The sequence below is a fragment of the Ekhidna sp. genome, assembly GCF_965228795.1.
Lineage (GTDB): Bacteria > Bacteroidota > Bacteroidia > Cytophagales > Cyclobacteriaceae > Ekhidna.
Map to the genome: position 1 here is coordinate 600,364 of NZ_OZ245839.1, position 23,047 is coordinate 623,410.

The 23,047-nt window shown below is 39.8% G+C and carries 19 protein-coding genes; 11 read left to right on the plus strand and 8 right to left on the minus strand.

Features of this window, described 5'->3' with window-relative positions:
- Positions 1-2: 2 nt before the first annotated feature.
- Complete coding sequence (locus ACQK2H_RS02685; protein WP_425389934.1) at positions 3-1,550, minus strand: glycine--tRNA ligase; 1,548 nt, start codon at positions 1,548-1,550, stop codon at positions 3-5.
- Positions 1,551-1,790: 240 nt separating this feature from the next.
- Here ACQK2H_RS02685 and ACQK2H_RS02690 point away from each other — a divergent pair, with 240 nt between their 5' ends.
- The gene (locus ACQK2H_RS02690) at positions 1,791-4,022 is read left to right on the plus strand and encodes a SulP family inorganic anion transporter (RefSeq protein WP_425389935.1); all 2,232 of its coding nucleotides are present in this window, start codon (positions 1,791-1,793) and stop codon (positions 4,020-4,022) included.
- A 243-nt stretch (positions 4,023-4,265) separates the two neighbouring features.
- Positions 4,266-5,009, plus strand: a complete 744-nt coding sequence (locus tag ACQK2H_RS02695) for a DUF547 domain-containing protein (RefSeq protein ID WP_425389936.1) — start codon at positions 4,266-4,268, stop codon at positions 5,007-5,009.
- A gap of 99 nt (positions 5,010-5,108) precedes the next feature.
- Here the strand turns inward: ACQK2H_RS02695 and ACQK2H_RS02700 are convergent, their stop codons facing one another.
- A complete protein-coding gene (locus ACQK2H_RS02700; protein WP_425389937.1) occupies positions 5,109-6,419 on the minus strand; it encodes a UDP-glucose dehydrogenase family protein in 1,311 nt (436 codons plus the stop codon).
- 129 nt (positions 6,420-6,548) lie between these two features.
- Here ACQK2H_RS02700 and ACQK2H_RS02705 point away from each other — a divergent pair, with 129 nt between their 5' ends.
- From ACQK2H_RS02705 to hpf, 4 genes are all read left to right on the plus strand, one after another.
- Entirely contained in the window at positions 6,549-7,712 is a 1,164-nt protein-coding gene (locus ACQK2H_RS02705) for an acyl-CoA dehydrogenase (RefSeq protein WP_425389938.1), read from the plus strand.
- Positions 7,713-7,765: 53 nt separating this feature from the next.
- Complete coding sequence (gene rpsU / locus ACQK2H_RS02710; protein ID WP_348283332.1) at positions 7,766-7,960, plus strand: 30S ribosomal protein S21; 195 nt, start codon at positions 7,766-7,768, stop codon at positions 7,958-7,960.
- Between the two features lie 62 nt (positions 7,961-8,022).
- The gene (locus tag ACQK2H_RS02715; protein ID WP_425389939.1) at positions 8,023-8,910 is read left to right on the plus strand and encodes a tyrosine-type recombinase/integrase; all 888 of its coding nucleotides are present in this window, start codon (positions 8,023-8,025) and stop codon (positions 8,908-8,910) included.
- A 26-nt stretch (positions 8,911-8,936) separates the two neighbouring features.
- On the plus strand, positions 8,937-9,236 hold the full coding sequence (hpf, locus tag ACQK2H_RS02720; RefSeq protein ID WP_425389940.1) for a ribosome hibernation-promoting factor, HPF/YfiA family: 300 nt from the start codon (positions 8,937-8,939) through the stop codon (positions 9,234-9,236).
- 69 nt (positions 9,237-9,305) lie between these two features.
- Here the strand turns inward: hpf and ACQK2H_RS02725 are convergent, their stop codons facing one another.
- The 6 genes from ACQK2H_RS02725 to fumC all read right to left on the minus strand — a co-directional run bounded on the left by ACQK2H_RS02725 (position 9,306) and on the right by fumC (position 15,618).
- On the minus strand, positions 9,306-9,929 hold the full coding sequence (locus tag ACQK2H_RS02725; protein ID WP_425389941.1) for a thioredoxin family protein: 624 nt from the start codon (positions 9,927-9,929) through the stop codon (positions 9,306-9,308).
- A gap of 15 nt (positions 9,930-9,944) precedes the next feature.
- Positions 9,945-10,412 carry a TlpA family protein disulfide reductase gene (locus ACQK2H_RS02730; protein ID WP_425389942.1) on the minus strand — a complete coding sequence of 156 codons (468 nt, stop codon included), beginning with the start codon at positions 10,410-10,412 and terminating at the stop codon, positions 9,945-9,947.
- A gap of 398 nt (positions 10,413-10,810) precedes the next feature.
- The gene (locus tag ACQK2H_RS02735) at positions 10,811-12,565 is read right to left on the minus strand and encodes a chloride channel protein (RefSeq protein WP_425389943.1); all 1,755 of its coding nucleotides are present in this window, start codon (positions 12,563-12,565) and stop codon (positions 10,811-10,813) included.
- 87 nt (positions 12,566-12,652) lie between these two features.
- Positions 12,653-13,444, minus strand: a complete 792-nt coding sequence (map, locus tag ACQK2H_RS02740) for a type I methionyl aminopeptidase (protein WP_425389944.1) — start codon at positions 13,442-13,444, stop codon at positions 12,653-12,655.
- A gap of 76 nt (positions 13,445-13,520) precedes the next feature.
- Complete coding sequence (locus ACQK2H_RS02745; protein ID WP_425389945.1) at positions 13,521-14,138, minus strand: SPOR domain-containing protein; 618 nt, start codon at positions 14,136-14,138, stop codon at positions 13,521-13,523.
- Positions 14,139-14,214: 76 nt separating this feature from the next.
- Positions 14,215-15,618, minus strand: a complete 1,404-nt coding sequence (fumC, locus tag ACQK2H_RS02750) for a class II fumarate hydratase (protein WP_425389946.1) — start codon at positions 15,616-15,618, stop codon at positions 14,215-14,217.
- Positions 15,619-15,741: 123 nt separating this feature from the next.
- On the opposite strand from fumC, the gene ACQK2H_RS02755 reads away from it, so the two are divergent.
- The 5 genes from ACQK2H_RS02755 (at position 15,742) to ACQK2H_RS02775 (ending at position 23,047) form a co-directional block, all read left to right on the plus strand.
- Positions 15,742-16,377, plus strand: coding sequence for a response regulator transcription factor (locus ACQK2H_RS02755; RefSeq protein WP_425389947.1), 636 nt, complete (start codon positions 15,742-15,744; stop codon positions 16,375-16,377).
- Between the two features lie 166 nt (positions 16,378-16,543).
- A complete protein-coding gene (locus ACQK2H_RS02760; protein WP_425389948.1) occupies positions 16,544-17,770 on the plus strand; it encodes a DUF4856 domain-containing protein in 1,227 nt (408 codons plus the stop codon).
- A gap of 71 nt (positions 17,771-17,841) precedes the next feature.
- The gene (locus ACQK2H_RS02765; RefSeq protein WP_425389949.1) at positions 17,842-18,966 is read left to right on the plus strand and encodes an imelysin family protein; all 1,125 of its coding nucleotides are present in this window, start codon (positions 17,842-17,844) and stop codon (positions 18,964-18,966) included.
- A 93-nt stretch (positions 18,967-19,059) separates the two neighbouring features.
- Complete coding sequence (locus ACQK2H_RS02770; RefSeq protein ID WP_425389950.1) at positions 19,060-20,487, plus strand: HTTM domain-containing protein; 1,428 nt, start codon at positions 19,060-19,062, stop codon at positions 20,485-20,487.
- Positions 20,468-23,047: a TonB-dependent receptor domain-containing protein gene (locus ACQK2H_RS02775; RefSeq protein ID WP_425389951.1), complete on the plus strand. Its 2,580-nt coding sequence runs from the start codon at positions 20,468-20,470 to the stop codon at positions 23,045-23,047. Before ACQK2H_RS02770 ends, ACQK2H_RS02775 begins: the two co-directional genes overlap by 20 nt.

The following is a 23,047-nucleotide window of genomic DNA, read 5'->3' on the forward strand; positions in this document are numbered from 1 at the left end:
TCTTAAATCTTTTTAAGCAAATGCTTCATGTCCACCTTTTCATGAAGTTTTTCAATTAGCTCAGCCACAGACACTCGTTCTTGATTCATTGAGTCTCTTTCACGAATGGTGACTGTGTTATCTTCTAAAGTTTGATGGTCTATCGTTACACAATACGGTGTGCCAATAGCATCCTGTCTGCGATACCTTCTTCCAATAGCATCTTTGACATCATATTGGAAAGAGAAATCGAAGCGGAGTTCATCCAGGATTTCCTCTGCTTTTTCGGGTAGCCCATCTTTATTTACCAATGGAAGTATCGCAACCTTGTTGGGAGCAAGCGCCGGTGGTATTCTCAATACGGTTCTTTCACTACCATCTTCCAATTTTTCTTCGGTATAGGCTGCAGACATAATTGCTAAAAACATTCTGTCTAGACCGATTGAGGTTTCTACCACATATGGCACATAGCTTTCATTGGTGTTTTGATCAAAGAATTGCAGCTTTTTGCCTGAATGCTTTTCATGAGCTTTCAAGTCAAAATCTGTTCTGGAGTGGATGCCTTCCAATTCTTTGAATCCCATCGGGAAGTTAAACTCAACATCTGTGGCAGCATTTGCATAATGAGCCAAATTGATGTGATCATGGAATCGGTAATTTTCCTCACCCAGCTCAAGCGCCTTGTGCCAATTGATGCGCTTTTCTTTCCAATGCTCATACCACTTCATTTCATCGCCCGGCTTCACAAAAAATTGCATCTCCATCTGTTCAAACTCCCGCATTCGGAATATAAACTGTCGTGCAATGATTTCATTTCTGAAGGCCTTACCTATCTGAGCAATCCCAAATGGAGGCTTCATTCGGGCTGTTTTTTGAACATTTAGATAGTTAACAAAAATTCCTTGTGCCGTTTCAGGGCGGAGGTAAATCTTATCTGCACCATCCGCTAATGACCCCATTTCAGTGGAAAACATGAGGTTGAATTGGCGCACATCTGTCCAGTTTTTAGATCCTGAAACCGGATCTGCAATTTCCAGCTCTTCGATAAGTGCCTTTACATCAGCCAAATCACCCGAACTAAGTGCACCTCCTAAACGATCCTCAATTGTCTTTATCTTTTCTTTATATCCCACTACCCGTGGATTGGTAGTCACAAACTGTGCTTCATCAAAAGCATCTCCGAATCGTTTAGCTGCTTTTTTTACTTCCCTCTCTATTTTTCCTTCTACTTTGGCGATATACTCTTCAATCAAAACATCTGCACGGTATCTTTTTTTCGAATCTTTGTTATCAATCAAAGGATCATTAAAGGCATCCACGTGACCAGACGCTTTCCATGTAGTAGGGTGCATAAAAATAGCAGCATCAATACCGACGATATTTTCATGCATTCGAACCATCGCCTGCCACCAGTATTCTTTGATATTGTTTTTTAATTCAGATCCATTTGGGCCATAATCATAGGTGGCTCCCAGTCCATCATAAATGTCACTCGATGGGTATATAAAACCGTATTCTTTGCAGTGAGAAACAATGTTTTTAAGTGATCCTCCGTCTGGTGTATTGCTCATAGCCCGCAAAGATATGATAGCAATCTCCTTTTGTCTTTAATGACATAAGATTTTGTTACTCATCTAATTTTGAATTGGAGTTCATGCATACTTTTTAAGGGAACTCTTATCTGTAATGGATCAAGAAATCTTAGGTTATTCATTCTTCTGATTTATTAGCCGTTCTTCTCAATAGTTATGAATATTCACTACTTTATGTGAATCGGTTATTATTTTACAATCCATCCGATTAATGAGTAAATGGAAACTGTACCTAAAAAAGGCTTTCAGGGATTAATTGAGAATTGGCAGAGTGATTTAATTGCCGCTGTTAGTGTTGCACTAATTGCTTTACCCCTTTCATTGGGTATTGCTTTGGCCGCAGGAGCGCCTGCCATGGCAGGTATCATTTCAGCGGTTGTTGGCGGCTTGGTAACAACCTTTTATCGAGGTGGTCATGTTTCCGTAAATGGACCGGCAAAAGGCGTCATTGGTGTTATACTATTGGGTATAGCATTGATGGACGATGGTACAGGACAGGCCTTTAACTATATATTGGCAGCAGTGGTTGTATCAGGGGCCATTCAAGCGGTATTGGGATTGTTGAAATTGGGTCGCTTGGCGGAGATCTTCCATTCTTCCGTCATTCACGGCATTTTAGCAGCAATCGGGATCATCATATTCGCAAAACAGATCCATGTTGCCATGGGCACGCAATCGGATAGTCCAAGCATAATACAAAACCTAATTGATGCAGTAGTACTCTTACCTGAAGCGAACCCATTCGTGGTAATTATTTCGCTTGTTGGCCTACTTATATTGCTGTTTCATTCCAAAATCAGTAACCGTTTTTTTCACTTTTTGCCTGCTCCGATGTGGGTCATAGCGCTTTCCATTCCTTTTGCCTATGCTTTCAATTTCTTTGAACAACAAACGCTTTCATTCTTTGGTAAGGCATATGAAGTAGGGCCGAAACTGTTGCTGGACATTCCGGATTCTATCCTGGATTCTATCATGCATCCAAATTTTAGCAAAATTGACACGGTTGAATTTTGGACGACCGTCTTTTCAATTTTGATTATAACAAGTATTGAGTCCCTGGCTATTGCGAAAGCAGTAGACAAAATTGATCCTTATAAGCGAAAGACGGATTTAAATAAAGATTTGACAGGAATTGGATTAAGTACAATGGCAGCTGGTTTAATCGGAGGCTTGCCAATTATCGCTGTGATTATCCGAAGTACGGTCAACATTCATAATGGTGCGAAAACAAAGTGGTCTAATTTGTATCAGGGACTGTTGTTGCTAATCTTTATTGTGGTATTGAGCCCAATCATGAGCCAGGTGCCATTATGTGCTTTCGCTATTTTACTTGTATATACCGGATTTAAATTGGCATCACCTGCGGTCTTCAAACAAGCTTATGATCAAGGGACGGAGCAACTAATCTTCTTTATTGGGACAATGGTTTTAACCCTCTATACCAATTTATTAATTGGTTTACTTGGTGGATTATTATTGGCACTAGTTACACACATGTTATTGGCGAGGATGTCTATTCCTGAATTTTTTAATATGATTTATCGTTCGCGCACGAAGTTGATACAGCGATCAGATGGCGGTTTCGATTTAAAGATTAGAGGAATCGCCAATTTCTTAGGCATCTTAAAGATCGACAAATTAGTAGCTCAAATCCCTTCGGGAGCAGATGTCAATATTGATTTGTCAGAGACCAGGTTGGTTGGCATGACCTACATGGATTACCTCGTGGAATACTTAAAGATGCAAAGGGAATCGGGAGGTAAAGTCTTTATTACAGGATTGGATTCGCATGTTTCTTCATCTTCTTATAATAGAGCCTTAAAGATTAGCTTGACCAGTTCAGCTAAACTATCGCACAGACAAAAACGGTTGCGTAACCTGGCGACCAAGAATGATTACCAATACAACAGTCAAGTAGATTGGAATACAACCTACCTGAAGGAATTTCACTTTTTTGAAATCAGACCGATTGAGAGAAAATCTAACTCTCTCAAAGGAGTATTTAAAGAGCTGAATGTGTCTTGGGAAATATCCGATGTAACTTTCAATGAGGGTCAGGCTTTTACAGCAGAGACGTTCAATACAACGCTAATGGTCTTAAAACTGAACAAACAAATACCTGTTTTTACTTTAGAAAAAGAAGGGGTATTTGAAAGATTCTTTGACCGTGTAATGGCTTTTACGGGTTACAAAGACATTGATTTTGAGATATATCCGGATTTTTCAAAGAAATTCCTTCTTATGGGAAATAATGAATCTGAGATTCGGACATTTTTCACAAAAGATATCATTCGTTTCTTCGAAAATCATCATATCTATCATTTAGAAAGCAATGGTGAGGCGCTACTCATCTTTAATAAAATAAAGCTGGCACGGACTGATGAGACGCTTGCTTTTATAGAGTATGGCAAAGAGTTGGCTACTCTCTTAGCTGCGAAAACGTCTTCCTAATTCTGTTTTTACGTGCAGAGTGTCTCCTGTAATCTCTAAATTCTAAGGTAGTAGTTAGATATCTCCTCCTGCTCTTACATGACACTTACCATCACCAACCATTTAAGTTAGAGTTGTTAAATCCAATTAACTGTCTTTCGGCGTACATCTTGTATCTGTATATCTGCTTAATTTACTATCTGGCGAACCATAACAGTTTTAAACTACGTTTCGACTATAACTAAGTCTGTCAATCAAATTACTATGCTTAAAATCACGGTTTTTTTTCTTTCAATATTTTTCTTTCTAAGTATAAAGGCTCAGCCTGGTGTCAATCATGAGGCCTTTGATGAATTATTACAAAAGTACGTGGATGATGAAGGAATGGTCAATTATAAGGGCTTGAAGAAAGATCGTCCGGCGCTTAAATCCTATTTAGGAATGTTGGAATTAAATCACCCTCAAAGCAGCTGGACGCGCGATCAACAATTAGCATATTGGATAAACGCATACAATGCCTTTACGCTTGAGTTGATTTTAGAGCATTACCCGGTTGAGAGCATAAAAGATATTGGAGCAGTCATAAAAATTCCATTTGTAAATACCCCATGGGACATCAAATTCATAAATATAGGTGATGAAGAATATGACTTGAATAATATTGAGCACGGTATCATTCGAAAAGAATTTGATGAGCCAAGAATTCATTTTGCCCTTGTTTGTGCTGCGGTTTCTTGTCCTAAGCTGCAAAATACAGCATACACGCCTGAGCAGCTCGATCAACAGCTAACCAAAGCTGCTAAAGAGTTTTTAGGGAATCCACAAAAAAACAGTTTTAAAAGCTCTAAGAAAGCGACACTATCAAAACTGTTTAATTGGTATGGTGGAGACTTTACTGAAGATGGAACTTTGATTGAATACATTAACCAATACGCTCCGGTTAAGCTAGAGAAGAATGCAGATATTGATTGGCAGGACTACAATTGGGCGCTGAATGAACAAAAATGACTTCTAATTCTATTCTTCACAGTTTAGAAAACCCTTTTTCTCATGCAATAAAAAAGCCCCGGCTAGCAGGGCTTTAATTTCTTCAATAGAAGTTTAAAATTATTTTACGATTCTTCTTCCAATGCTATGGTATTCAAAACCTAGCTCTTTCATCTGGCTTAGATCATAAAGATTACGCCCATCAAAGATTACATGATTTTTAAGCGCATCCTTCATTTTTTCAAACTCAGGTGTTCTGAAAATTGGCCATTCAGTCATAATCATTAATGCATCAGCATCCTCAAGAGCATCGTATTGATCATCTGCAAAGTAAATGTCGTCTCCGAAAACCCCTTTGACATTGTCCATTGCTTCAGGGTCGTAAGATTTTACTTTAGCACCCAGACTCAATAATGTTTTTATATTCTCTAATGCAGGTGCTTCTCTAATATCGTCAGTGTATGGCTTAAAAGCCAGCCCCCACACAGCAATGGTCTTACCCGATAGATCACCGCCAAAATAATTTTTCAATGGCTCAACAAGCTTTTGCTTCTGATCTTGATTTACAGACATCACTGAGTTAAGGATTTTGAAATCATAATCAACTTCCTTAGATGATTTTGCTAGCGCTTGCACATCTTTTGGAAAGCAGCTTCCACCATATCCAATGCCCGCGAAAAGGAATCTGTTTCCAATTCTTGTATCCGTTCCAATTCCTTTTCTCACCTTATCTACATCTGCACCCATGAGTTCGCATAGATTAGCGATTTCATTCATGAATGTAATTTTTGTAGCAAGAAATGAGTTTGCTGCATACTTTGTAAGCTCAGCAGATCTAACATCCATGAAGATGATTGGATTTCCCTGTCGCACGAATGGGGCGTACAATTGCTCCATAAGTTTGATAGATTTTTCTGACTCAGCACCAATAACTACTCGGTCCGGCTTCATAAAGTCGTCGACAGCTACACCTTCTCGTAAAAACTCAGGATTAGAAACCACCTCAAAATCTACTGTAGCGCCTTCCTTTACTTTGGCGGTTACTTTTTCTGCAGTTCCAACCGGTACAGTACTTTTATCAACGATAACAGTAAAGTCTTCAAGCATTGGGCCTAAATCCTCGGCAACCTTAAGTACGTATTGTAAATCAGCAGATCCATCTTCTCCCGGAGGAGTAGGCAAAGCGAGAAATATAATTTGAGCTCCTTTTATTCCTTCTTCAAGGCTTGTAGTAAACTCTAGTCTTCCTTGTCTAATGTTTCTTTCAAAGAGCGCTTCAAGCCCCGGCTCATAAATAGTGACTTGCTTATTATTAAGTTTTTTTACTTTTTCTTCATCTATATCTACGCATGTTACATGGTTACCTGTTTCTGCAAAACAAGTCCCTGTAACCAATCCTACGTATCCAGTTCCTACTACAGCTATTTTCATTTGGGATTAATTTTTCTTAATGAGCCGCAAAACTAATGTTTGTATAATTTCTATCATGTGAAGTAATCCTATTTTTAGACGAACAACATTAGTAATTTTGCGTTCCGTAATAAATCAACGTTAAAAGGTATGTCTACAACAACATTGACTCCACCCCAAGAAGTAAATGAAAATAAAGAAATGATCGCTCAAATGGTGCGCGATTTTTGTGCGAAAGAAATTGAGCCTCATAAAATGAAATGGGATGACACACAGGAGTTTCCTAAAGAAGTTTTTCATAAAATGGGTGAGCTTGGCTTGTTGGGCGTTTTGGTTCCGCAAGAATACGGAGGAGCTGGATTTGGTTACCATGAATATGCAACAGCCATCATTGAGCTTTCTAAGGTAGATGGATCCATCGGTCTGTCTATGGCTGCACATAATTCACTTTGTACAGGACATATATTACAGCACGGCAGTGAGGAACAGAAGAAAAAGTACTTGCCAAAATTAGCTACCGGTGAATGGATTGGAGCCTGGGGTCTAACAGAGCCTAACACTGGTTCTGACGCAGGAAACATGAAGACTGTTGCTGAAAAGGATGGCGATGAGTGGGTAATTAATGGTGCCAAAAATTTTATAACACACGGAAATTCAGGTGAAGTTGCCGTTGTTATTGCTCGCACAGGAGAACCTGGCAAATCAAGGAATGCGAGTGCATTTATAGTTGAAAGAACGAACCCAGGTTTTAAGCAGGGAAGAAAAGAAGACAAACTTGGAATGCGAGCATCTGAAACCTCAGAAATGATTTTTGAGGATTGCAGAATACCAGCAGAGAACTTAATTGGTGAAGTAGGAGATGGTTTTGTGCAGGCACTGAAGGTGTTGGATGGCGGTCGAATTTCTATAGCAGCGCTTGGCTGTGGAATTGCTGAAGGGGCACTTGATGCAGCAGTTGCTTATTCTCAAGAAAGAGAGCAGTTTGGAAAATCCATCTCGAATTTTCAAGGTATCTCATTTAAGCTAGCAGACATGGCCGTTAAAGTGGAAGCCGCCAAACTCTTAACTTATCAGGCTGCTGAACTAAAAAATCAAGGTAAGAATGTGAATAGAGAATCTGCTATGGCTAAGCTTTATTCTTCTGAGATTGCCGTGGAGGTAGCTAACGATGGCGTTCAAATATTTGGAGGTTATGGATATACAAAAGATTATCCCGCTGAGAAATATTATCGTGATGCGAAGTTATGTACGATAGGGGAAGGTACTTCTGAAATCCAGAAAGTTGTGATTTCAAGAACCTTAATGAATCAATAATTGTAATGAAATAAAATAGCTGCTATATTTGCGGCCCAATTAAAAAATCTGAAATGTTAATAATCAACGTTAAAGAGAACGAGTCAATAGACAGAGCACTGAAGAGATTCAAGAAGAAATTCGAAAAGACAGGTGTACTTAGAGAGCTGAGATCAAGAACCCATTTCAAAAAGCCTTCTGTGGCTAGAAGAGAAGAGATCATCAAAGCCAGGTACATCCAACAAATCCGAGACGAGGAAAATAAATAGTCCTTTCTCCTTCATCTTCACCTAAGATTTTAATAAGTTAGTAAACATCCCGAAGCTTCGGGATGATGCTACTTATGGTGGAGACCTTCCTAAAATATCTTTCCTTTGAAAAACGCTACAGCCAGCACACTGTTGAGGCATACAGGAAAGACCTTTTACAATTTTCAGAGTATTTATTAGCTGATTATGAAATCAGTGACCCTTGCGATGTGAAACATCCGCAAGTTCGCGGATGGGTCGTTTCGTTGATGGATTTAGGATTATCTCCAAAATCTGTGAACAGAAAGATCGCCACACTTAAATCCTTTTATAAATTTTTACTTTCACGGGAGTATCTGGATGTTAATCCTACTACTCAAATTAAGCCTTTAAAAACCAAGAAGGATTTGCCTTCTTTTGTGAAAGAAGAGGAGATAACAAATCTGTTGGATCGAGTTGAGTTTTCTGATGATTTTGCTGGGTTAAGAGACAAGCTTTTATTGGAGCTTCTTTATTCTACCGGCATTCGTTTGGCTGAATTGCAAGGTCTCAAGGAGACGGATGTTAATTTTTATGAAAATACTATCCGAGTACTAGGAAAAAGAAACAAAGAACGTATCATCCCGGTCGGAAATTCGTTAATACAATTGATAGGTAGCTATCAAAACCTAAAGAAAGATATGGGCGTGATCGGGGATAAATTATTAATAACTGATACTGGTGAAGCACTTTACCCGATGTTCATTTACCGCAAAGTAAAATCATACCTAAGTGCGGTAACTACTTTAAGCAAAAAAAGTCCGCATGTCATGCGGCACACTTTTGCAACTCATTTATTAAACAAAGGGGCAGACTTGAATGCTGTTAAAGATTTGCTGGGTCATACCAGCCTGGCAGCTACACAGGTCTATACCCATAATTCAATAGAGAAGCTGAAGGCTGCCTTTGATCAGGCACACCCCAAGGCTTAATGTATAACCTTTTAAACGTGACAGACATGAAGTTACAGATGCATTCCATTCATTTCGACGCAGACGGTAAGCTGCTCGATTTCATTCAAAAGAAAGTTGATAAATTGGAGACTTTCTATGACCGGATCATCGATGGAGAAGTCTTTCTTCGAGTAGAGAAAGATGATTCCAAAGAAAATAAGATAGTAGAAATTAAGTTGAATGGACCAAAGAACCAGTTCTTCTCTAAAGAGAAGGCACGTTCATTTGAAGCTGGCACAGATGCAGCTGTAGAGGCTCTAAGGAGGCAACTAAAAAAGCATAAAGAAAAGGTGATGGCGCATTAGCCAAAACTGATATCATAAAAAAGCCCCATCCGCAATTAGCAGATGGGGCTTATTTTTTATTGTAAGCTATTAGCTCTTCCATTTAATGGTACACCCAATGGCTCTTTTCTGAGTCACCTTAGGTTTGTTGCCATTTAAAATAGCATTGATTGCATCTTCTACATACGTTTCTGAAACATCGGTAGGGTCATTTGGGCTATCATCGATCGCGCCAATAAATTCCACCTTGTATTTATCCGAAGCTTCTTTATTTAGGATGTAAACATGGGGAGTTTTCGTAGCACCAAATGCCTTTGTCACTTCCTGACTATCATCTCTTACATATGGAAACGTATATCCCTTATTATTAGCTCTTTTTTTCATTTCATCCATTGAGTCTCCTGGCTGTTGGGAAACATCGTTAGGGTTGATAGCAATAACAGGGAACCCCTTATCAGCATATTTTTTATCTAAATCAATAATTCTTGATTCATAGGCTTTTGCATAAGGGCATGTATTGCATGTAAATACAACAATAAATCCTTTTGCATTGGGATAATCCGCCATGGAAATCATTTTTCCATCGACGTTGGGCAACTTGAAATCTTTTGCATAGTCGCCTACTCCATAGCCTGCAATGGGTTTTGAGGCATTCATAAATAGTAAGGCCACCACGGCCAACATGCCTATAATTAGAATAAAAGTTCTTTTCATGGTCTTAGACATTATTTAGTTTAAATATTTCTTGATGGTTTTCTCTAATTCTTCTTTAGTAAACGCACTTTCATGGAAATACGTTTTACCAAGATCTGTGACAAATAACGTAGCAGGTATCGCTCCTGACCAGTCTTTGCTGACTTTACCCATGTAACTGTCTGGATCTTTTTCGTCCAAAAACAAGACACTGGATTTCAAATTCTTTTTCGCAACGAATTTTTTCACCCGCTCTAATTCACTCTGAAAATCAATACTTACCAGGTAAACCTTAACATTGGGATTTCCTTCACCAATTTCTTCAAAGTGAGGAAGTTCTTTGATGCAAGGACCACACCAGGTAGCCCAAAAATTAAAAACTGTTAAAGGTGTTTCAGTATTAAGCATCTTTTTTTGGAGATCAGGAAACTTTATCACCTCTACTTCTTGTGCGGATAGCTGCATTGACAAAGCAATGCAAAACACTACGATTAGTTGTTTCATCATATCAAATACGAAAATACGATAATCAAGTTTTTAAGGAAGCAAATGAAATTTGTTTTGTATAATTCTAAGATTAATTAAATCAAAAAGTTGATAGGCTGATGAAATCAAAAGCAAAAAAAACGTAAACCATGAATCCAAGCATATATTCCCCTTTGTTAAGAGATACAATTGAGTTAGTCCTATGATTTATTGCATTCTTTTTAGAATTCAGCTATCCAAATATTTCACTCAAGACTTATCCACAATCGAGTCAATTTATCCACATTTTTTGGTAAAAAGGACTTAATGAGCAGATAATCAAGCATTTATGAGGAAAATAAAAACAATTCATTTTGTTGATAACTCTAATTGAGCCTATTTAAATGACTGAATATCAGTGGTTTATCAATTGATAATCATTCGGCAGTCTGCCGAATTAATTTCTTACGATATGCGTTAAAAATGCGTGACTTGGAGATAAACCCAACGTATTTCCCATCATCAATAACTGGTAGATTCCAGGCTTGAGTCACCTCAAACTTATTCATGACTGATTGCATTTTTTCTTGAGTAGAAACACTTGCAGGTGGTTTTTGCATGATTGTTTTGATCATTACATTCTCTCTTGATTCATCATCAAACATCATTTCCCGAATGTCATCAAGGGTGACAATTCCTTGTAATTCTTTGTTTTCATCGACCACCGGAAATATGTTTCTTTTACTCTTCATGACCAGTTTCACAAGATCATTAAGGCTGGATTCCGGATGGATTGTCAGCAAATCTTTTTCAATGATCTTCTTAAGGTCAATGAGACTAAGCACAATCCTGTCCTTATCATAATGGATTAGGTCTCCAGTTTCGATTAAGCTTTTTGTATAGATGCTGTGTTTTTCAAAGTATGAAATGGTACTAAAAGAAATGGCAGAAACAAGCATCAAAGGAACAAAGAGTACATAACCGCTTGTGATTTCAGCAATTAGAAATATAGCCGTTAATGGGGCATGCAATACTCCGCTCATTACCCCACACATTCCCACAAGCGTAAAATTACTTGTGCTCAATGAGGTGCCAAGTAAAGAATTTGAAGTAGAGCTGAATACAAAGCCGGACAAACCACCCATAAAAAGTGAGGGTGCGAATATTCCACCACTACCGCCGGCCCCAATCGTTAATGCTGTCGCTATTGGCTTCACCAATAATATCAAGAATAAGAAAATGATCAATGAAGCTTTATTTTCAGATAGCTGATAAAAAAAGCTGTGGTAAAATACCTCAGCAGATTCTCCCTGAAGAAGGCTTTTGATGGTATCATAGCCTTCGCCGTAGATCGGAGGAAATGTTAATATGATAAGAGCTAATGATATACCTCCAACAGTAGCCCTTCCAAAATCATTTTTTAATTTTTTGATCGAGCCCTCAAAGAAATACATCGTTCGAGTGAAATAAAGGGAGATCATTCCACAAACAGCACCAAGTAAGAGGTAGTAGCCTGTTTCACTTGCCACAAAGTTTTCAGTAAGGGTAAAAGTGAAGAGGATATCCTCACCTAAAAGTACTAATGCCACCAGTTGACCACATACTGAGGCAATAAGTAACGGAATAAACCTACTGATCTTTACCTCAACCAGTATGACCTCCATCGCGAAGATTACTCCTGTCACCGGCGAGTTAAAGATGGCGGAGATAGCTCCTGCGGCTCCACACCCAAGTAGAACAGTTCGGTTTTTATAACCCAAATGAAAGAGACGTGCCAGGTTGGAGCCGATGGCAGAACCTGTAACCACAATGGGGGCCTCCAAACCTACAGACCCACCAAATCCTACAGTTATGGCACTGGTAACCATTCTGGAATACATCCTTGTTTTACGGATGATACTTGAGTTCTTTGAAATGGAATACAGTATCTGAGTAATACCATGGCCCAGGTTTTCTTTAAATAGGTATTTGGAAACAAAAACCGTAAGAAGAATTCCTATGAGTGGATAACCAAGATATAAGTAGTTAAAGCTAAAGAGATCAAGGTTTAGCTCCAGGTAGTGAATGATGAGGTGGACGGTGCTTTTTAGGATGACCGCAGCTAACCCTGAAAAGATACCTATCAACCCGGCAGTAATTAACAGGAAATTATTGTCACTGATGTGTCTGATTCTCCACACCAGAAATTTCATCAATAAATTACTAAATGTACTTTTTCCCTGGGTTGCCATTTTCAAAATTCAGGGCAAAGGTATGACTTAGTTTCAGCAATAAAAGCACTAAATAACTACTGCGTTTTTCTTTGCTAACGCTTCTTCCACATATTTAAAAGTTGATAGAACTTCCGGTTTACCATCAACTACTGCAACATCATGCTCAAAGTGTGCTGAAGGCTTTTTATCTGCAGTGATTATCGTCCAGCCATCATTCAGCTGAATAACCCTGCGTGTACCCATATTTATCATTGGCTCTATTGCAACCACAAGTCCTTCCTTGATTTTGCTTCCTCTTCCTCTTTTTCCAAAGTTTGGTACTTCCGGAGACTCATGCATTTTCTTTCCTAACCCATGGCCAACTAACTCACGAACCACCCCATAGCCGTGGTTTTCAGCATGTTGCTGGATGGCGAAACTAAGATCTCCAATTCGATTGCCTGCAACCAACTGCTCTACTCCCTTATCCAGGCATTCCTTTGTCACACGGAGGAGTTGCTTTACATCATTGGGGATTTCACCTACTGCAAATGTATAGGCGTGATCTCCGTAATAGTCATTTTTTAAAACACCAATATCCACACCAACGATATCCCCTTCTTCCAGTGGCCTGTCTGTTGGAATTCCGTGTACTACTTGTTCGTTTACGGAAGTGATGATAGAGTTTGGATAGTCATATAAACCTAAAAAGGCAGGGACTCCTCCATGATCACGTATGAACTCATCAGCTATCTTGTCTAATTCGAGAGGAGTAACTCCTGGCTCAATTTTCTCAGCCATTAGTCCCAGTGTTTTGGAAACGAGCTGGGCGCTCTCCCTCATTATTTCAATTTCTTCGCGTGTCTTTAATTTTATCATCCGATTGCAAAAATACAAACAAAAAGCCCTGGTTCCTTTACTCAAAGAACCAGGGCTTAGTTAGAAAGTTTTTTTATTATGACTTCTTGCTGACGCCTTCTAGTACATCCTTCATAGGAACTCTAACTCCATCTTTATAGGATACCACCCAAGCACCTTTTACACCCATAGCTCTTAGGTGTTTTTTGAAGTTGTCTGCCTCCCAATAATCACGGAAAACGCCAATGGTATATTTCTTTAGACCATCAGCTTCCTCAGCCCCAAAGTTTTTAGAATCAGCGTATTTCGATAAGTCTTCCTTGTTAGCATAAGCTCCTAGCTGTACTTTAAATACGACTCCTTTGTTTTCATCGATGCTTCCACCTGTATTTTTGCTGGCAACATTTTCTACAGGCTGTTTGCTTTGCAGTCTTGAAAGTTCCTCTCTCAAATCACCAATTTGTGACTGATAGGTAAGAATTTGTTCGTCTTTTTCTGCAAGTCTATCATCGATATTTCCAAGTTCAGTTTTTAAACTAGTTACCTGGCCTTTCAAAGATTTATTTTCGTCGAGCAATTGCTTGTACTGCTCCGGCTCTAATTTCTTAATTCTTTTCTTCCACTCTTTTTTCTCTTTTTTGTCCATCTGAGCGTTTGCTTCAAAGGCAAAAACACAACAGAGTGCCAACGCGATAAGTGATATTGATTTTTTCATCTTCCTGTGAAATTGGTTTTTTCTGCAATCATTAATGTTACTAAAGTACAAAAATCTCTTGATAATGGATAATGAATCAACTTTTTAGGGACCCAATCATATCTTCAGGCTTAACCCATTCCGTGAATTGTTCATCCGTAACAAGTCCCAGATCGATTGCTGCTTTTCTGAGGGTTGTTCCCTCTTTGTGTGCCTTTTTAGCAATTTTAGCAGCATTTTCATATCCTATGTGGGTATTTAATGCAGTAACCAACATCAAGGAATTCTCCAGTTTTTCTTTGATTACCTCATGATTTGGCTCAATTCCTATTGCACAATTATCATTGAAGGATTCGCAAGCATCTCCAATTAAACGAGCAGAATTAAGCAAATTGAAGACCATCATTGGTTTGAAAACATTCAATTCAAAATGCCCGGTAGCACCACCCGTGGATACTGCAACATCATTTCCAATTACTTGTGCACATACCATTGTTAATGCCTCACACTGTGTAGGATTTACTTTTCCAGGCATAATGGAGGATCCCGGCTCATTTTCCGGAATCAATATTTCACCTATTCCACTTCTTGGTCCTGAGCAGAGCATTCGGATGTCGTTTCCTATTTTCATTAGGCTGACAGCAAGTTGCTTCAATGCTCCATGCGTTTCTACAATGGCATCATGAGCCGCTAGCGCCTCAAACTTGTTTGCCGCTGTTCGCATTGGCATACCTGAATGTTTAGCGATTTTCTCAGCTACTAATTCGGCATAACCTTCAGGGGTGTTTAGCCCGGTTCCTACAGCAGTCCCTCCAAGCGCTAATTCAGACAGATGGTCCAAGGTATTTTCAAGAGCTTTCAATCCATGATCTAATTGGGACACATAACCTGAAAACTCCTGACCCAAGCTCAGCGGAGTTGCGTCCATAAAGTGCGTACGGCCTATTTTCACTACATCCATAAAAGCTTCAGCCTTTTTGTGTAGTGTATCACGAAGCTTCTTTACTTTAGGAATGGTATTCTCAACAACCATCTTATAGCTGGCGATGTGCATTGCTGTTGGGAAAGTGTCGTTGGAGCTTTGACTTTTATTTACATCATCGTTTGGGTGAATGATCTTTTTGTCATCAGATAGTGATCCTCCGTTAATGACGTGTGCTCGATTGGCAATCACTTCGTTGGAGTTCATGTTTGATTGGGTACCTGAACCAGTTTGCCACACGACTAAAGGAAACTGATCATCCAACGTACCCTCCAGAATCTCGTCACACACTTTTCCTATAAGCTCTGCTTTTTCTTTGGGAAGTACGCCAAGCTCGTTATTGGTTTCAGCAGCCGACTTTTTCAAAATGGCAAAAGCTCTGATGATTTCCATCGGCATTTGGTTTTTCTCACCACCAATTTTGAAATTGTCTCTTGATCGCTGGGTTTGAGCTCCCCAATATTTATCTGCGGGCACTTTTACTTCGCCCATTGTATCGTGTTCTATTCGGTATTCCATGTCTTCAATTTTGTCAGTACAAATCTAACAATCGATAGCTCTTTTGGATTTCATAAATCGTCGATTTTGTTCAATCAAATTTCTAAGCATACTTTTGTTTAGAATTATTCTAAATAAGACCAATTGGTAACTTCCGTTTTACTTGCAGATTTTCAGTACCTCACACGGCAGGGAATGGCTTCATTAATTAAAGCTATGCCTGGATTTGATTTGGTGAAAATGGTGGATTCTTCGGATCAGCTGATGGAAATGGTTGCCAACTCCCAGCCTAAACTTGTGGTCATAGATATTTCTGATAAAGATCGAGAGCTGATCCCCAAGTTGAAAAAACTTAAGGAAACCACAACTTCAAGCTTTCTGGTCATTTCCAATAGTCAAACCAGAGACTCCATCCAGCAATTGTTGGGAATGGGAATAAAAGGCATCCTCACCAAGAACTGTAGTGAGGAGGAGATTATCAATGGGTTGAGAGCGGTTGCTCAGGGCAATCGATTCTTTTGCAACAACATTTTAGAGCTTGTTGTGGATAATCCTGACAAAGAAGATAAATGCGAGCCCACCAATCTCACACCTCGTGAATATGAAGTTCTGGAATTAATTACCCGTGGAAAAACCACTGCCCAAATAGCTGATGAGCTTCACTTAAGTATTCACACGATCAACTCACATCGAAAAAACATATTGCGTAAGCTCAACATGAATTCTCCGGCTGAACTGATCGTTTATGCTTTGGAGTCCGGAATTGTTAAGGCCTCTTAATTCAGGATCACATCACTACTTCTAGCTACAACATCACTACTTCTAGTGATAAAAAATTCACGATCTATAGGGATTGACAAGAAAAATCCTCACACCCACTTTTGCATCTGTTTAGAATGATTCTAAACAACAATTTGAAACGTACTTTTGCAAAACTTATTAAACGATGAAGAACAAGATATTCATACCAGCATTTTTAACGATACTAACTTTATTAACCAGCTGTGGAGAGGATGAAGATCCGGGAGTAGTAATTAATGAACCGGCAACATATTCATTCACTAGGAATGGAGCATCTACAGTGTCATTTAGCGGCCAGACTACCAGAATTCTTATGGCAGAGGAAATTGTCAGTGCACTTAGCAATACAGAATTCACCGAGGCAGAGATCGATGCGATGTTTGCCCATGCGGAAGGAGAAAATGATTTTGCAGATGAGTCCAACTTCGGGTTAAATGCTTCTTCTAAAAACGTAAGAAGCAAGACCGCAGCATCAGCTGATTTATTTGCATCAAACACTACATTGTCAGCATCTATCAAGGAGGATTTTGATGGCTGGATAGCAAGTCAGGTAGCCGATGTTTTCCCAAACTGGAATGCTGATGCCAGTGAAGGAGTAGCAGGTCAAATACAGGAAGCAGGCGGAGGCTCTGTACGATATGTAAACACCAAAGGATTGGAATATAATCAGGCCTTTGGCAAGGGATTGATTGGGGCGTTGATGGTAGATCAAATTCTCAACAACTATGTAAGTACAACGGTATTGGATGCAGGTACAAATGCAGAGGATAACGATGCGGGAACGCTCGCTGATGGCAAGAACTACACCAACATGGAGCATAAATGGGATGAAGCATATGGTTATGCATATGCAAAAGCAGCAAATACAGCTGATCCGAATGCGACTTTGGGCGAAAATGATAGCTTCTTATTTAAATACATTGGAAGAGTAGAAGGAGATGAGGACTTTGCGGGAATTGCTGCTGAAATCTACAACGCATTTAAATTGGGGAGAGCAGCGATTGTAGCAGGCGATTATGAAACGCGTGATGAGCAGGCGGATATCATACGTGAAAAAATCTCAATGATCATAGGAATTAGAGCGGTTTATTACCTGCAGCAGGGTAAGGCCGGCCTGGAAACTAGCGGAACAATAGATTATGCATCTGTTTTTCACGATTTGTCCGAAGGCTTTGGGTTTATCTACAGCTTGCAATTTACTCGCGACCCAATGAGCAACTCACCATACTTCACCAACGCAGAAGTAAACGCGATGCTGGACGAGCTGATGGAAGGTAATGGGTTTTGGGACGTAACACCTGCCCAGCTAGACGAAATTTCCTCAGATATAGCAGCTAGGTTCACCTTTACTGTGGAGGAAGCAGGGAGCTAATATGTTGAATGACAATTAAAATAAAGGGGACGATGAGTCCCCTTTTACAGAGTAAAAAAAACAATGTAAGGATGAAAAAAGCGAAATACTTCTTCAGTTTAGTTGCCATTTTTTCAATGGTAATCTTTGCGGGTTGTTCAGATGATGATACGGGAGACCTTACAGATAATTTCGACCGACAAGCAATGCTCACTAACTGGGCAGACAATATCATTATCCCCGGATATGAACGTTATGTTTCCGATCTGGAAGCGCTAAGTGCTGAAGTAGAAACATTCACTTCCACTCCCACACTTGACAATTTAAATGCACTTCGAAATGCCTGGTTGGAAGCTAACCTGGCCTGGCAAAAAGTGGCCATGTTTGAAATAGGTAAAGCAGAATCAATCACACTCATCAATTACACCAATATCTATCCCACAAATACAGAGGATATGATCAAAACCATCGAATCTGGAGATTACGATTTGAGCTCTGTAAATAAACAAGATGAACAAGGGTTTCCAGCCATTGAATATCTGATATATGGAGTTCGTGATACTGATCAGGCAATTATCGATTTGTACTCTCAGGAGATGGTAAATCACCCATACAAAATCTTCTTAAAGGACCTTACGCAGCGACTAGAAACGCTTGCCAAATCAGTGCATGATGATTGGGAAAATGGCTATAGGGATACGTTTGTAAACAATGATGGGTCTGAGGCAACTGCCTCTGTTAATAAGCTGGTTAACGACTACATTTTCTATTATGAGAAGCATCTCAGAGCCGGAAAAATCGGAATACCGGCTGGAGTTTTCACCGGATCAAAGTCTTCAGAAAAAGTAGAGGGTCTTTACAGTGGTAAATCGAAAGCACTTTTTATGGCAGGACTTGATGCCATGCAAGCTTTTTTTAATGGTACGTCACTAGACTCCAATCTTCCTGTTGAGGGTGAAGGGCTAAAATCATATCTGGATTTCGTACAGGAAATTAGCGATGGTGAGGATCTTGGATCCTTAATAAATGCACAATTTGAATTGGCCAGAGATCAGGCGGAGTTATTATCTGATAATTTCTCAGCTCAGGTCGAAAACGATAATTCGCTGATGCTGCAGACGTATGATGAGCTTCAAAAGAATGTGGTGAATATGAAAGTGGATATGCTTCAGGCACTCAACATTCGGGTGGACTATGTAGATGCTGATGGAGATTAAAATTCTTAGTCAATATCCTTCAATTACACGTCACCCTGAATTTATTTCAGGGTCTATTAATCATTATATGAAAGATTCTGAAACGAGTTCAGAATGACCATAATAGAAAAATATATCAATCAAACAACAAAGGCTGCCCCACTGGCAGTCTTTCGTATTTTCTTTGGATTGATGATGTTCATAAGCATCGTTCGGTTTTGGGCGAATGGGTGGATTGAAAAGCTATATATTGAGCCATCTTTTTTCTTTTCGTATTATGGGTTTGAATGGGTCAAACCTCTTGGCAATTACACGTATCTGCTTTTTGTTGTTTGTGGCCTTTCAGCATTGGCAGTAGCCATTGGATTCCGATATAAGTTGGCCATTACTACCTTCTTCCTCAGCTTCACATACATCGAGCTGATGGATAAAACCACTTACCTAAACCACTACTATTTCATCAGTATACTTAGCTTCTTAATGATCTTTTTGCCTGCGGAAAAGTATTTTTCATGGGATGCCAAAAGAAAAGGGGAAATTGACGTAGTACCTAAGTGGTCGATTGATAGTATCAAGTTATTACTTGGAATTGTTTACTTCTATGCCGGCCTGGCCAAACTCAATTCAGACTGGCTTTTCCGGGCCATGCCTTTAAAAATCTGGCTCCCCGGTCGTTATGATATTCCTGTTCTTGGTGATTTTCTACATCAGGAATGGGTGATCTATGCTTTTAGCTGGGGTGGTGCAATTTACGACCTGAGTATTCCTTTTTTACTGCTTTGGAAAAGAACCCGGGTCTTTGCGTTTATTATGGTGGTCATTTTTCATGTCCTCACTAGAGTCCTGTTCCCAATCGGGATGTTTCCATACATCATGATTGTAAGTGCGCTGATCTTCTTCGATTCGCGGGTACATGAAAGGATTATCAGTGGGATAAGCAAAATTCTCATTGTCATTTCGAGTGCAACGAGAAATCTCTTTCATAAGAATGAATCTACTAATAAGGAAGATAGATCTTTCTCTACGCGTGCCTACCGGTCAGGCAGGCTCAAGATGAAAAAGGAGGAGAATAGAAGAACCCCAAAATGGAAACTCGCCCTTCTTACCATCTTCTTCGTTATCCAACTTCTACTACCATGGCGATACATCCTTTATCCGGGAGAGCTCTTTTGGACGGAAGAAGGATTCCGCTTTTCCTGGCGGGTGATGTTGATGGAGAAAGCTGGCTATGCAAACTTCAAGGTTGTAGATCGGACAAACGATGAAGTTTTCTACATCGATAACAGCGACTTCCTCACAAGCTTCCAGGAAAAACAAATGTCGTTTCAGCCGGATTTCATCCTGGAATATGCCCATTATCTTCGCGATCATTTTGCAACCCAGGGAAAAGAGGTTGAAGTTTATGTGGAGAGTTTCGTAGCACTAAATGGACGAAGGAGCCAACCATATATAGACCCTTCGGTTGATTTGGCTAAACAGCAAGAATCATTCAAACACAAAAACTGGTTACTGCCATTCAAGGATGAGATTAAAGGGATTTAGCGTTCAGTGGTCAGACGACTCAAAGAACCCATGGGATGGGGATGGTGAAATGACAATCTTACAGAAAAGTAAAGTCGTTAGACCACTATTACTAAAGGTTTGGCTTGTTTGTCTGGGTATAATAATCGCAGGGCCATTAATGGCTCAGCTGACCTTGTCTGGCACCATCGTTGATGCCGAAAGCGGAAAGCCAATCAGTCAGGCGGAGGTCTATGATCGAAACTCAAGTCAGCTGACCAGCACGAGTATGTCAGGCTATTTTGAGCTTAATAACCTGGAGCCGGGGACTCATCAAATTGTAGTGATGTCATTGGAATATCAGACGCTGGAACAAGCCATCGAGTTGAAGGATAATCAAACAATCACGATTCCAATGAAAGACTTCCAGCAGGAGCTTTCAGAAGTGGTAATCAGCAGAAAGCGAGAAGAGATTTTTGCATTGAACCGGTTGCAGCCTGTAGAGGGAACAGCCATTTATGCAGGTAAAAAATCGGAGGTAGTATTGCTTGATCAAATGGTTGGGAATGCTGCCACCAACAATGCCCGTCAGATTTATTCGCAGGTGGTAGGACTGAATATATATGAAAGCATAGATGCCGGACTTCAACTGAATATAGGTGGAAGAGGCTTAGATCCTAATAGAACATCCAATTTCAACACCAGGCAGAATGGCTATGACATCAGCGCAGATGTACTTGGCTATCCTGAGAGCTATTATACACCACCAGCGGAGGCTTTGAGAGAAATACAAGTAGTTAGAGGAGCCGCATCGCTCCAGTACGGAACCCAGTTTGGAGGGTTGATTAATTTCAAGATGAAGCAACCGGCAAATAAGCCCATAGAATTGGTGACCAGACAATCAGTGGGCTCTTTCGGACTTTTTAATACCTTCAATTCACTAAGTGGAACAGTTGGTAATTTCTCATACTACACCTATTTCAATTACAAGACGGGTGATGGCTTTCGGCCAAATGCAGGATTTGAATCCAAAAATTATTTTGGAAGCTTTGGATACGAATTTTCAGAGAATACAACTGCAACTTTTGAATTCACTTCCCTGAATTATCTGGCGCAACAGCCCGGAGGGTTGACTGATCCATGGTTCCAGTCAGATTCGGCATATACAGTAAGTAATCGATCTCGAAATTGGTTTGAAGTAAACTGGAAACTTTATGCCATGAAGTTAAAGCATAAGGTATCAACCCGGACAGATCTCAGTTTAACTGTTTTTGGTTTGGACGCTTCAAGAAACGCCGTTGGGTTTAGGGGAGACCCCAGGGAATTGAATGCAAACCCAATTCTGCAGGAGGATGAACAGGAAAGTGATGGCAGTTTCGTATACTCCAGGGATTTGATTAAAGGGCAATTTCGAAATTGGGGAGCAGAAGCTCGTTTCCTGACTCGGTATGGGCTTGGCAGAAAAGATGCTGTTCTACTTCTGGGCTCCAAGTATTATCATGCGAATAACACAAGCAGGCAAGGCCCGGGGAGCCGAGGGACAGGAGCTGATTTTGATTTTGCCATAGAAGAAAATCCGGATTATGTTAATCAGTCTGATTTTGAATTTCCTAATAGGAACCTCGCTTTTTTCGGAGAAAACATCCTCTTTATCAATGATCGGCTTTCGATTACACCCGGTTTCAGATATGAATTTATTCGAACTGCCAGCCGGGGTTCGTACAATGTTGAGGATATAGATCTGGCCAGAAATGTCACTTCGCTAGGAGACAGCACAGATAATCGTACATTCCAGCGATCATTTGTTTTACTTGGGTTAGGTCTTAGCTATTTACCTTCAGACGAACTGGAACTCTACGCTAATATTTCTGAGAATTACCGGTCAGTGACCTTTTCTGACATCCGAATCACCAACCCCACCTTTTCCATTGATCCGAACATTCGGGATGAAGAGGGTTACACATTTGATGTAGGAATACGCGGAAAATGGCATGATTTAGTGTCCTATGATATTGGACTATTTAGTTTGCTATACAGAGATCGAATAGGTGTCATTTTCGATGACCGGGCTAAAAGAGTACGAGGGAATATTGGAGACGCCCTGATTGTTGGTTTGGAGTTTTTCACAGATTTTAATCTTGCCAAATCTTTAAAGCTTCCTGCCAACACTTATAAGCTGAACTGGTTTATCAATGCAGCAGTGACGGAATCAGAGTATTTGAAATCAGATGATAACAATGTGAAGGGTAAGAAAGTAGAATTCATACCTACCATAAATATGAAAACGGGTCTTAGGTTTGGTTATAAAAACCTGCTGGGCAGCTTTCAATATACCTATTTGTCGGAGCAGTATACCGACGTAGAAAACTCGCCAATTCCGGATGTTAGCAATAACAGAAATGGAATAATCGGAGAAATACCTGCCTACGGTATCATGGACTTATCGCTTTCTTATGTTATCGATCGATTTAAGATTGAAACAGGAGTAAACAACCTGTTGGATGAAAAGTATTTTACAAGAAGAGCAACAGGATATCCGGGTCCTGGGATCATTCCTTCTGAACCTAGAAACTATTATTTGACATTACAATTGAAATTCTGA

Excerpts from the sequence above, each read along its gene's own strand:
- fumC (WP_425389946.1), bottom strand. The coding sequence starts at position 15,618 with ATGGAATACCGAATAGAACACGATACAATGGGCGAAGTAAAAGTGCCC.
- ACQK2H_RS02730 (WP_425389942.1), bottom strand. The coding sequence starts at position 10,412 with ATGAAACAACTAATCGTAGTGTTTTGCATTGCTTTGTCAATGCAGCTA.
- ACQK2H_RS02700 (WP_425389937.1), bottom strand. The coding sequence starts at position 6,419 with ATGAAAATAGCTGTAGTAGGAACTGGATACGTAGGATTGGTTACAGGG.
- ACQK2H_RS02685 (WP_425389934.1), bottom strand. The coding sequence starts at position 1,550 with ATGAGCAATACACCAGACGGAGGATCACTTAAAAACATTGTTTCTCAC.
- ACQK2H_RS02760 (WP_425389948.1), top strand. The coding sequence starts at position 16,544 with ATGAAGAACAAGATATTCATACCAGCATTTTTAACGATACTAACTTTA.
- hpf (WP_425389940.1), top strand. The coding sequence starts at position 8,937 with ATGAAGTTACAGATGCATTCCATTCATTTCGACGCAGACGGTAAGCTG.
- ACQK2H_RS02715 (WP_425389939.1), top strand. The coding sequence starts at position 8,023 with ATGATGCTACTTATGGTGGAGACCTTCCTAAAATATCTTTCCTTTGAA.
- ACQK2H_RS02770 (WP_425389950.1), top strand. The coding sequence starts at position 19,060 with ATGACCATAATAGAAAAATATATCAATCAAACAACAAAGGCTGCCCCA.
- ACQK2H_RS02775 (WP_425389951.1), top strand. The coding sequence starts at position 20,468 with ATGAGATTAAAGGGATTTAGCGTTCAGTGGTCAGACGACTCAAAGAAC.
- ACQK2H_RS02745 (WP_425389945.1), bottom strand. The coding sequence starts at position 14,138 with ATGAAAAAATCAATATCACTTATCGCGTTGGCACTCTGTTGTGTTTTT.
- ACQK2H_RS02735 (WP_425389943.1), bottom strand. The coding sequence starts at position 12,565 with ATGAAATTTCTGGTGTGGAGAATCAGACACATCAGTGACAATAATTTC.
- rpsU (WP_348283332.1), top strand. The coding sequence starts at position 7,766 with ATGTTAATAATCAACGTTAAAGAGAACGAGTCAATAGACAGAGCACTG.
- ACQK2H_RS02695 (WP_425389936.1), top strand. The coding sequence starts at position 4,266 with ATGCTTAAAATCACGGTTTTTTTTCTTTCAATATTTTTCTTTCTAAGT.
- map (WP_425389944.1), bottom strand. The coding sequence starts at position 13,444 with ATGATAAAATTAAAGACACGCGAAGAAATTGAAATAATGAGGGAGAGC.
- ACQK2H_RS02725 (WP_425389941.1), bottom strand. The coding sequence starts at position 9,929 with ATGAAAAGAACTTTTATTCTAATTATAGGCATGTTGGCCGTGGTGGCC.
- ACQK2H_RS02765 (WP_425389949.1), top strand. The coding sequence starts at position 17,842 with ATGAAAAAAGCGAAATACTTCTTCAGTTTAGTTGCCATTTTTTCAATG.
- ACQK2H_RS02690 (WP_425389935.1), top strand. The coding sequence starts at position 1,791 with ATGGAAACTGTACCTAAAAAAGGCTTTCAGGGATTAATTGAGAATTGG.
- ACQK2H_RS02705 (WP_425389938.1), top strand. The coding sequence starts at position 6,549 with ATGTCTACAACAACATTGACTCCACCCCAAGAAGTAAATGAAAATAAA.